Genomic DNA, 9,753 nt, shown 5'->3' with positions numbered 1-9,753 from the left:
GACGCGGCTCGCCCCGTACTGCTCGGCGAGCAGCGACTCCGCGGGCAGCCTCGCCCCGGGAGTCAGCTCGCCGGAGTCGAGGCGGCGCCGCAGGTCGCGCAGCACCTGCCCCCACGCGGTCAGCGCGGAGCCGCGCTCGACCGGGTTCGCGGGCACAGGGCCTACGCGGAGGCGGGGACCGGGCGCGGCACCGCGAGCTCGCCGGTCAGGTACTGCGCGGTCCCGAAGCCGAAGGACCAGTCCTGCGGGCCGTTCTCGACGTACCCGATGAAGACGCTGCTGCCCGCGACGCCGACCTCGGCGAGGCGCTCGGCGATGCGCGAGTAGAGCTGCTGCTTGATCTCGTCGGAGCGGCCGCGCTGGGTGAACACGTGCACGACGACCACATCGTCGGCCTCGCGCTCGAATCCGAGCCCGGCGTCCTCGGCGATGATCTCGCCGGGCTCGTGCTGCGTGAGGATCTGGAACCGGTCCCGCGGCGGAATGCCGTAGGTCTCGACGATGGCGGTGTGGATCGCGTCGGCGACGGCGCGGACGCCCTCGCGGCTGCGGCCACGGGTGATGTCGATGCGGACGAGAGGCACGGTTCGGCTCCTTCTGGTGCAGTAATAATGTCCTGACATACTACCGCAGTGCCGGGGTTCTCGTGTGCTGAACTCCTCGTTCTCGGATGTTCCGCCTCGCCGCAGGGACTCCCGGTCCGTGCCCTCGTCGGAGGCGCGACCGGGTCGGTGCCGGGCGGGCTCGTCGCTCCTCGACCGTTCGACCGCTCAATGCCGGTGTCCGCGGTGCTCGACGATTCGAGAGGGCGAGGGCTCCGAGCGCGCGACGTGCGACGTGCGGGCGGCGTGGCGGACGATCGCGGCGAGAGCATCCTCACGACTCGCGTGATCGCCGAGATGCTCCCCCAGTGACCGGACGATGTGGAAGGCGTGAGCGGTGAAGTACGGGGTGTCGGCGTCGTCGACCTGCACGACGAAGCCGCGCGCGGCAGCGGACGGCGTGTCGCGCGCCGCCCAGCGACCGTCTCCGATCTCGAACAAGTGCATGGACTGCGCCCTCTTTCCTGTCGCGAGAAGGGCTGACTCGGTTCGAGCAGCCGTGGATCAGGACACGAACAGGAGGGACCCTGGCAGAGGGATGTCGGGGCGGGAAGCAGAACTGCGGACGACCGCAAGCGTGATGGTGCGGGGCGCGGCCTGAGCACGCCGAATCACGAGAGAACCCGGATCAGAACACGTGGTAGCACGTGTGCAGCGGGACTCGAGACCCGTGTCACCGCTCGGCCCCGGCTATGGTCGTGCGCATGATCGCTGTGAGACGGACGTGGTGAAACCGCTCCGAGTGGCGGTCGTCGAGGATCAAGAGCTGTACCGGTCCATGCTGACGGCCCTCATCGGCGCTCACCCGACGACTGCGGTCGTCGTGTCGGTCGCCGGCTCCTCGGAGGCGAGAGCCAGGATCGTCCCCGGCACGGCCGACATCGCGATCCTGGATGTCGAGCTGAACGACGGCAACGGCGTCGCGCTCGGCGTCGCGCTGCGACGACGGGATCCGAACCTGGCGATCCTCCTGCTGTCGGCGCACGACGTGATGGATCTCGTCCTCCGGCTGCCGGCCGACGTCGCCGGCTCGTGGAGCTATCTGTCCAAGTCGTCCTCACTGACCATGGAGACGCTCATCAGAACGCTGTGGGCGACGGCTCAAGGGCAGGTCGTGCTCGATCCGGAGTTGATCGACGTCTCGCGCGCGCGGAGAGGCTCTGAACTGGCACGACTCACGGATCGGCAGATGGAGGTCCTCCGCCTGGTCGCGCAGGGGATGTCGAACCAGTCCGTCGCGGAGTCGCTGCATCTCTCGGTGCGATCCGTCGAAGGTCATCTGAAGCTCATCTACGAGACGCTGGGCATCTCGGCCGCGACGACTCTCAACGCCCGGGTCGTCGCGACGCTCGCGTTCCTGCGCGACACGTCGAGGACCGGGTGATGATCGCTCGGAGACTGTCCAGGAATCCGCGCCCCGAGGACGACGGACGGAAGCCGATCGACGGCACGCGGTTCGTCCTCGGTCAGGCGTTCTCCCTGTGCTGGATGAGCATCATGCGGGTCGCGGTGACGTGGAGCACGAGCGACGAGGGTTCGCAGAACGCTCGGGTCCTGGCCGATCTCATGGTAGATGCCGTCAGTGTCGCCTTCATCACGACCGGGTACCTGCTGTTCAATCCGGTGTTCATGAGTCGTCGCGGACGGGTGCTCTCGGTACTCCTGGTGGTCCTGTCCAGCCTCGTGGCCGCGCGGGCGCCGCTGACGTTCGCCTTCGAGCCCTGCGACCTCGTGAGCCTGCTCTTCAAGCAGGCGTTCATCACGATCCTGCTGGTGCTCCTGGCAGGTGCCGGACTGATGCTGGTCGATCTCGGTGTTCGCGCGCGCCTGCAGGAGCAGGCCGAGTTGGTGGCACGGTCGAATGCGGCGGAGGCACTGGAGCGCATCACCCGTCGAGAGCTCGAGGTCAGAGCCGAGGTGGCGCAGCGTCTGCACGGTTCCTTGCAGCAGTCCGTCATCCTGGTCGAGCGCCGCGTGCGGGACGTCCAGCGAGATCTCGATCAGCTGGGTGCGACCGCCGCACACGCTCACGACGAACTCGCGATCGTGCTTCAGGAGTTGCTCGTGCTGCGCGAGCGCGATGTGCGCGCCGCGAGCGAATCGCTCCGGCCGACCGCGATCGAGCTCGGTGCGCCGCAGGCCATCCGTCTGCTGCTGAGCCGCTTGCCCTCCAGCATCAGCTTCGAGGTCTCGATCGACGAGCGGTTCGAACGCCTCGAGAGACTCGACAATCCCCGCCTCGAGATCTCTCTGCGAGTGCTGATCGTCGAGATCGTGCAGGAGGCGCTGTCCAACGCGCTGAAGCACGGGAGGGCGGACCACGTCGAGCTCGAGATCGGGTTCGAAGAGGGTCCGGTGCTGTGCGTGGTGTTCCGCGATGACGGGGTCGGACCGCAGGAGGCCCGGCAGCCGTTGCGAGGCCTCCAACGGTTGCGCGAGCGGGTGGTCGGCTACTCCGGAGATCTCGACCTGCAGTTCTCCGGTCGCGGCGCAGCGCTCCGGGTGCGCATCCCGATGACGGACTACGCGGCACTGCTCGTGCTCGATCCGGTGTGAGCGTCCGAGTGCGATGACGCGAGGAAGCACGTGCTTCGTGGCCGTGGTCGTCGAGTCGATGCGATGAGTTCGGCGCCCACGTTCGCCTGAGCGAAAGCCGCTGCGACGCGGGTTCATCAGAACCCGCAGTGTTGGCCGGGGCGAGAACGCCTCGCTGATCGAGTTCTCTCGATTCGGTCCCGGATCTCTCGGATACGCCCGTGCGGTATCAGGTGGTTCGGACCGGCCGACGACATGAAAGCTCTGTCATGACCGAACCACTTCCTCCCCTGAAGGGCGACGAGACCTTCACCGGGGTCCACCGACGTACCGGAGCCGCCGGCGCCACGAGGACGGCGCCGGTGATCGCCTCGCCTGTCGCAGCGCCGATGGCGACTGCCTCGCCGGTTCAGGCGCTCCTGAAGATCGCACCGGCGACGGTTCTGATGGGAACCGACGCGAGGACCTCGCTGGTGATCACCTCCGAGGCGTCTTCGGGTTCCGTCGGCGGTCAGAGCGTGACCGAGGAGCTGTGGGCGGGCGAGGAGAGCGACCGAGGAGCTGTCCCCGAGGGGATGCGGAGTACGAGCCCGATGCGAGGTGACGACGGCTTCGTGATCATGTCCGCCGCCGTGAGAGAGCACCAATGGGGGGTCGTGGTCGATCTTCTGGAGAAGCGGTGGTTCCAGGACGTGCATCAGCGAGGCCGGGAGCTTCTCGAGATTCTCGAGCGGCTCCCGGAGAGCGTTCTGGATGAGCGTCCGCGATGGATACGCTCCAGGGACTTCCTGCGCAGCCAGTGGGGTCCGGTCGCTCGGAAGTGGAGGGAGCCGGTCGGGCCGGTCGAGCTGACCGCGAGGATCGTGGAGCTCCGGCGGGCAGGGCTGGCTCGTGAGGCGATGCCCGCTGTCGCGGAGTGCCGCGCGCTTCTGGCGGGGATCCCGTTCGGAGTCGACGCCGGCGTCGATGCAGCGCGTGCCGAGCTGCACTACCAGTGGGCTCGCGCGCTCGAGGATGTCGGGGCGACGCGCGAGGCCTGCCGCGAGTACGAGTCCGCCGCCCGGCTGGCCGACCTCACCCCGCGGCCCGGGCGGATGCGGTCGCTGGCGGGCGGGGCCGCCGCGTTCCTCTCCGCTCTGCACGGGCACCGGGGACAGGCGGAGCGGATCCTCCGCGAGTTCTGCGACGGCGGAGCAGAGCCGTTGGGAGGCGGGGTGTCGGCCGCGCTCGCTCGGGCGCAGCTGAGTTTCGACGAGCTCGACCGCGACACCGCACGTCGGATCATGTCCGAGATCGATGTGGTGTCGGTCGAGCATCGCTGGGCCCACTACCTCCGCACCCTCGCCCTCGTGGAGTGGGAGCAGCAACGCCCTCATCGCCTCGCCGCGGAGCTCGACTCCCGCCTCCGAGCTCTGTCTTCTCGAGCACTCACGGGGATGACGGCGGACGCGGTGCGGATCACCGAATACCTCCGAGCGGCCGCCGCCGGGCGTCGGGACCTCGCGCACGCCGCACTCGGCTCCGCGACCGCGACGGGGACCGTGCTCGAGCAGCTCGTGACGGCCCTGCGCGCACTGGACTTCACCCGTATCGGCCGTTCGGAGGACGCCCGACGGCTGGTCGCCTCCCTGCGGGCGGCGTCGCTCGTCCCGCGGACCGAGCTGCTGACGCTCGTCGCCGCCCCGGAGCGCTCCGACGCGGATCTCGCCCGCATCACGGACCTCGCGGTCGAGTACCGCCTCTACTGGCTCCTCAGCGCTCTTCCCGAGAACGAGCACCGCGCCGTCACGGCCCGGATCGCGGAGCGGGAGGGAACGGTCGTCCCGGTCGAACGCCGGGAGCCGGCCCTCGCCGTGTGCGCGTCGGCGCTGAGCGAGCGCGAGCGGGACGTCGCGGAACGTGCGGCGTTGCGTGAGCGGACGAGCGACATCGCCGCGGCACTGTTCGTCAGCGCCAACACGGTGAAGACGCAGCTGCGCAGCATCTACCGCAAGCTGGATGTCTCCACCCGCGACGAGCTCTACGACGCCTTGAAAGGCCTCGCCCGAGAGGTGTCGCTGACCGAGTAGAGCCTCCGAGAGCTGATTCTCACAAGAGGTGACCCGTGCTGAGGAATTGCCCGGATATTCGCCTACTCGTCTCGAATGCCTCCGCGACGGACGGAGTCAGACCTGGGTCGCAGCGTGCATCTCGGCCTCCTGCGCGCCGCCGTCCGCATGCTCCTCACCGCCTCCGATCGCCTGCCTCGCCCGCCGCCGCAACTCTCGTGTTCACCCGCGAGGGGGGTCAGCACGTGTGCCGGACTCCGGGCGCTCGTGCGCGCCGGTGCGTCTGAGCTGGAGCGTCGACTGCTCGTGGCGACTCGATCTCCACGCTCGAACGACAACGGCGCCTGCCCGGGTGCTGTCGAGCACCTTCGTCACCCGTCGCTGCCGTGTCCAGGCGTTCCGGCCGACGACCCTCGTCCTCTGAGCGATTCGCGTACGGCTGGCGAGGAGGCGCTGGGGAACCGCGGATGATGATGGGCATCATGACGAGCCTCGGTCGTCACTCCGCCCAGGAGCAGGTCGACGGCCTGGCGTCGCACGCCCTCAAAGGGGGATGCGGGCCGTCGTCGACCCGGGGTGCAGGTGCGAGGCGATCTCGTCGTCAAACGAGACGACGGAGACGTCCCCGGGAATCCGCAGCCCTCAAGGGATCGGGTCGATGACCGGCCTGTTCGCGCGCGACTCGATCCGTTCTCACCTCACGCCGGTCTCACGCGTGCTTTCGAGCTCGATCGTCATCCTGAGGCAGTGGTCGGGCAGGTCACCTCATCGTTGTGTAGATAGCGACGGGAAGGGCTTCTCCTGAGGGCAGGAAGGTCGTGAGATACGTGCCCGCAGTCGAGATCTTCGAAATCGAACCCGCCGGCCACCTGTAGCCGGGGTTGTAGATTATCGACTTGGCGGGGAGTTGGATGCTGCCGTAGCTGGGGAAAGTGTTCGGTGTTCCACTGTTGTGAGTAATGGGGAATGTCGCGGAGAACAGTCCTGTCGAGAACATGAGAGGACCGCCTCCCGTCAAAGAGAAGTCGACGCCTGTGCCGATCTTCTTCTGGCTGTAAGGCAGCCCGATCGAGTAATAGGTGAAGCCGAAGTTGTTGTCGGGATACCTGTTCGAGCCGCCGCTCGAGTTCGTGTTCCCCTCAGTGTTGCTGACGACGAGGTTGGTGAAGGCCGGCTGATGTGGTCCTGCTGGGAATTCGTACTTCGAATACAGCAGGATGCCGAAGTGCTCGACGAGTCGGGAGGGGATGATCGTCTGAGTGGTGGTCGTGGATCCGTAGCCCGGCCCGGCGTCGATTCTCAGGGTGACAACCCCCGTGAAGTCGGTTGCGTGTTCCGTTGCGATGTAGGCGTAGCCGGCTGCGTCTGTGACGAGATCAAGCGTCTTTCTCGCGCTCGTTCTGGTGTAGTTCGGCCAGAACTCCACCTCTCCGGCGAGCACTGAGACACGGACTGGATTTCCGGCTACACCTCGGCCCGATTCGTCGCGGACCTGGATCAACGTGCCTCCCACGAAACCGTTCTGAACTCCCTGCACCACGCTTCCAGGGATGACGTGCACGCCCGCTTCTGCTGGGGTCGAGGCAGCGGCGAGGGGAGCGCTGATGACGAGCGCAACGGTCGGGGTCGTCCATGCAGCGCCCACCGCGACAGCTCGTCGTGTCACCGATCCGGTCTCGCGATGACCAATCGGTGGGATTGAAGAATTGCTGGATTCCATGGTCATGACAGCTTCCTTCCGGAATCTCGATCGATGTGGTGGTCGGCGTCTTGTTGCTGAGCCACACGATGGTCGTTTCGTTCCGACCGAGTCCAGAGGTGTGGCTCTCGCTTCTGTCCTCTCGCAAGAGACGCCCTGGCGCGGGGCACGCGTGCTGTCGCGACCGCGCCGCGCGGTGTTCCGAGAGTCGAATGACGCGAAAGGGAGGATGGTGGAGACGTCACCCGCGAGGAGGCCCGGGTGAGATGTCGAGCAAGGACCGAGCAGGTTCGAACACGACATGACGAATAAGTGATACGACTCCCAGGAGGAGAAGGGTGGCGATCCGGGTCGGAGACGGATCCGGTTTCTGGAAGAGAACGGAATTCTTCGGGTTCTTCACGCAGTCAGGAGTGATTGCGTGAAGGCGGGTGCGGGGACGCCCATCGATCGGGGCGTCCCCGTTCCGCTCGGTCAGGCGATGATCGCCCAGCCGCCTCCTCGTGTGGTGGCGACGCGGTCGATGCCTTCGATCGGCACACCTTGCTGGGTGACGACGTAGCTCGGCGTGAAGGATTCGCCTCCAGCCGCGATGAAGTTCGAGGAGGTTCCGTCTCCGCGCTCGCCTTCGTCGCCGGGGTTTCCGAAGCTCGCAACGCGACCGTTCGAGAGCGTCACGAAGATCGGAGCCGACACGGACACGTTCTTGACCGAGACCCCGGAGAGGCCGAGGTCGGTGACGACGTCCACGCTTCGGGCGAAGCGCGCAGTGTCGCTCGCACCGCGGACCTGGAAGGAGACACGACTGCCCCAGACCCAGATCAGACCGTCCCGACCGACTGCAGCCGTGACGTACGCGGAGTCGCTGTAAGGACTGGAATGGACGGCGAGGCTGGACGCGATGAGGGGGTTTCCTTCGGCGCCGGCCCAGACCTGGTGAGCGAGAGACGAGGAGGGCGTTGAGCTGGAGGTCCCCGAGCTTGCACCGACGCTCCACACCGTGCCATCGGACTTCAGAGCAGTGATCTTGGGATTCCTGCCCGCAGCGATGTCGACGATGCCGGAGAGAGGTGCGTTCGAGCTGTCGGTGACCTGCATCGGTGCCGCGGTGGCCCGCAGGATCCACACGGTTCCGTTCGAGGCGAGACCGACAGCGCCGGCACCGTCCGAGTCGAAATGCGCGATCTTCACGAAGGTCAGCCCCGGGACGACGCGCTGGTACGCGTTGGTCAGGTTGGTGACGGAGTAGTGACTGGTGAAGACGCGTCCCTCGGAGGTGAGCACGGCGATCCACTGCGGTCCCCCGGCGAGAGCCGCGAGGGTCTCGCCGTTGTTCAGGGCAACGGTGATCCGTCGTTCCGTGACGGCGGCGTACAGGAACGACACCAGGGAGCGTCCGTCGCCTGTGATGACGTAGGTCGCTTCGTCCCCGACCTGAGCGATGTCGAGGTAGCTGGTGTAGCCGGCGTTGACGACCTTGGTGGGAGCGGCTGCGTAGTTGCGGTTGCTGCCTCCGGTTCCGTTCATCGTGATGTAGCCCCAGGAGACCGCGGGGCCTGCCGTGGGCAGGATCGGCGTGGCGAGTGCAGACAGGGTGGCGGACGCCGACCCGTAGCCCGGCGCGGACGCGTGGACGAGCCCCGAGCTCGGCGTTGCCGGAGCACGGACCGCGTCCAGAAGGAATCGTCCAGAGGACAGGTCGACGGCGGCCGTCGCGGGACCCGAGAACCCCGCCGGATAGGTCAGGGTGACCTCTGCGGGGAAGGTCCCGGAGGACTTCGACAGCGATCCGGAGATTCCGGTGACGATTCGGTCAGGATGGGTTTCGTAGCTGCTGCGACCGAAGGCGATGGAGCCCGAGGGCGAGGCTGCGGTGGCGGGCACCGCGATGACGCCGGCGACAACCGGTACCGTCCACGCTGCGCCCGCGGCAACCGCGCGGCGTGAGATCGATCTGCTGGAGCCCCCAGCGGGTGCGGCCTCGGTTGAGGGTAAGGAATCGGACATGGCTACTCCCAGGGTTCAATGTGGTTCTCGACGGCTAGTGCGACTCGATGAGAATCAGTCCCGTGACCAGACCCGGAGCACGAGAGTTCTGACGGAGGTCAACCATGCTGAACCTCGAGATCCCAGGCGCCTCCGCCTTCGCTGGACCGAAAGTGAGTCCCGGCCGAGGCGCGTCTTGCGCGCAAACCTTCGCTCGAGCGCTATGCCGGCGTGCCAACTGTCATCGCCGCGCGCCAATCGCTCCGCCTCTCGAGCCGTCCAGGCCTGCGCCGACCCGACGACGGCGTGCCCGTCAGCGGCACCGGGTGCCGTGCGGCGCGAGGTCGAGCGGGCCGGCCGGTTCGCACCTGATGCGACCCGGCTGCACACCCACTCGATCGGATCGTCGGAGACATACCGGTCGCTGGTCGTCCGCAGCAGCACGGCGACGACACAGCTGGGCAGCATCCACCGCAAGCTCGATGCCCGACGAGCTCTCGAACGCCTTGAACGGATTCCCCCGGGAAGTGTCGCCGGACGAGCAGCGCCTCCGTGACGGCTCCATCGCCGGTGCCGCGGGCCGATGCCGTGGTCACCTCGACGCTCACTGACCGCTGCACCTCAGTGAGGGGACCTGGCCCCGTATCGGTACGACGTGGGCGGACGGCGGCCTGGAGGTTTCGCTGATCCGGGTTCCCGCGGCAGAGGGCTTCGCCGATCTCTGCCGCTTGCGGGAGATCGCTCCGGTCGTCTGCGTTAGCGTCGGCGTCGATCAGCCGGGCGGAAGCGGCGGGCAGGGGGCGTCGCGCCGGGGCGCCTCCAGGAGGACCGGCTCGACCGCCACCCTCGACCCGGCTCCTCCGAAGCGTGCGCCCCCTGGAAT

The 9,753-nt window shown here is 67.5% G+C and carries 9 protein-coding genes; 3 read left to right on the top strand and 6 right to left on the bottom strand.

Annotated elements, in window-relative coordinates:
• The 3 genes from NB037_RS17120 to NB037_RS17110 form a co-directional block, all read right to left on the bottom strand.
• Nucleotides 1-105, bottom strand: a 105-nt coding sequence (locus NB037_RS17120; RefSeq protein WP_251947928.1) for a GntR family transcriptional regulator, incomplete at its 3' end; no start/stop codon positions are given.
• A gap of 56 nt (nucleotides 106-161) precedes the next feature.
• Nucleotides 162-584, bottom strand: coding sequence for a tautomerase family protein (locus NB037_RS17115; protein ID WP_251947924.1), 423 nt, complete (start codon nucleotides 582-584; stop codon nucleotides 162-164).
• 186 nt (nucleotides 585-770) lie between these two features.
• Nucleotides 771-1,049 (bottom strand): hypothetical protein, encoded by a 279-nt coding sequence (locus NB037_RS17110; RefSeq protein WP_251947922.1) that lies wholly within the window; start codon nucleotides 1,047-1,049, stop codon nucleotides 771-773.
• 277 nt (nucleotides 1,050-1,326) lie between these two features.
• On the opposite strand from NB037_RS17110, the gene NB037_RS19960 reads away from it, so the two are divergent.
• The 3 genes from NB037_RS19960 to NB037_RS17095 all read left to right on the top strand — a co-directional run bounded on the left by NB037_RS19960 (nucleotide 1,327) and on the right by NB037_RS17095 (nucleotide 5,206).
• Nucleotides 1,327-1,986, top strand: a complete 660-nt coding sequence (locus NB037_RS19960) for a response regulator transcription factor (protein WP_251947919.1) — start codon at nucleotides 1,327-1,329, stop codon at nucleotides 1,984-1,986.
• A gap of 113 nt (nucleotides 1,987-2,099) precedes the next feature.
• A complete protein-coding gene (locus NB037_RS17100) occupies nucleotides 2,100-3,158 on the top strand; it encodes a sensor histidine kinase (protein WP_251947917.1) in 1,059 nt (352 codons plus the stop codon).
• 878 nt (nucleotides 3,159-4,036) lie between these two features.
• Nucleotides 4,037-5,206, top strand: a complete 1,170-nt coding sequence (locus NB037_RS17095; RefSeq protein ID WP_251947915.1) for a helix-turn-helix transcriptional regulator — start codon at nucleotides 4,037-4,039, stop codon at nucleotides 5,204-5,206.
• 522 nt (nucleotides 5,207-5,728) lie between these two features.
• Here the strand turns inward: NB037_RS17095 and NB037_RS17090 are convergent.
• From NB037_RS17090 to NB037_RS17080, 3 genes are all read right to left on the bottom strand, one after another.
• Nucleotides 5,729-5,818 carry a hypothetical protein gene (locus tag NB037_RS17090; protein ID WP_251947926.1) on the bottom strand — a complete coding sequence of 30 codons (90 nt, stop codon included), beginning with the start codon at nucleotides 5,816-5,818 and terminating at the stop codon, nucleotides 5,729-5,731.
• 127 nt (nucleotides 5,819-5,945) lie between these two features.
• The gene (locus NB037_RS17085) at nucleotides 5,946-6,911 is read right to left on the bottom strand and encodes a hypothetical protein (RefSeq protein WP_251947913.1); all 966 of its coding nucleotides are present in this window, start codon (nucleotides 6,909-6,911) and stop codon (nucleotides 5,946-5,948) included.
• A 447-nt stretch (nucleotides 6,912-7,358) separates the two neighbouring features.
• On the bottom strand, nucleotides 7,359-8,768 hold the full coding sequence (locus NB037_RS17080) for a hypothetical protein (protein ID WP_251947911.1): 1,410 nt from the start codon (nucleotides 8,766-8,768) through the stop codon (nucleotides 7,359-7,361).
• Nucleotides 8,769-9,753: the final 985 nt, after the last annotated feature.

Source organism: Rathayibacter rubneri (genome assembly GCF_023743255.1).
GTDB classification, from domain to species: Bacteria; Actinomycetota; Actinomycetes; order Actinomycetales; family Microbacteriaceae; genus Rathayibacter; species Rathayibacter rubneri.
Note: the sequence above shows the minus strand (reverse complement) of the source record. Positions and strands in the feature narration are given on the sequence as shown.

What these genes read in the sequence shown, in the direction of transcription:
- NB037_RS17095 (WP_251947915.1), top strand. Translation starts at nt 4,037, where the DNA reads ATGCCCGCTGTCGCGGAGTGCCGCGCGCTTCTGGCGGGGATCCCGTTC.
- NB037_RS17110 (WP_251947922.1), bottom strand. Translation starts at nt 1,049, where the DNA reads ATGCACTTGTTCGAGATCGGAGACGGTCGCTGGGCGGCGCGCGACACG.
- NB037_RS17085 (WP_251947913.1), bottom strand. Translation starts at nt 6,911, where the DNA reads ATGACCATGGAATCCAGCAATTCTTCAATCCCACCGATTGGTCATCGC.
- NB037_RS17100 (WP_251947917.1), top strand. Translation starts at nt 2,100, where the DNA reads ATGCGGGTCGCGGTGACGTGGAGCACGAGCGACGAGGGTTCGCAGAAC.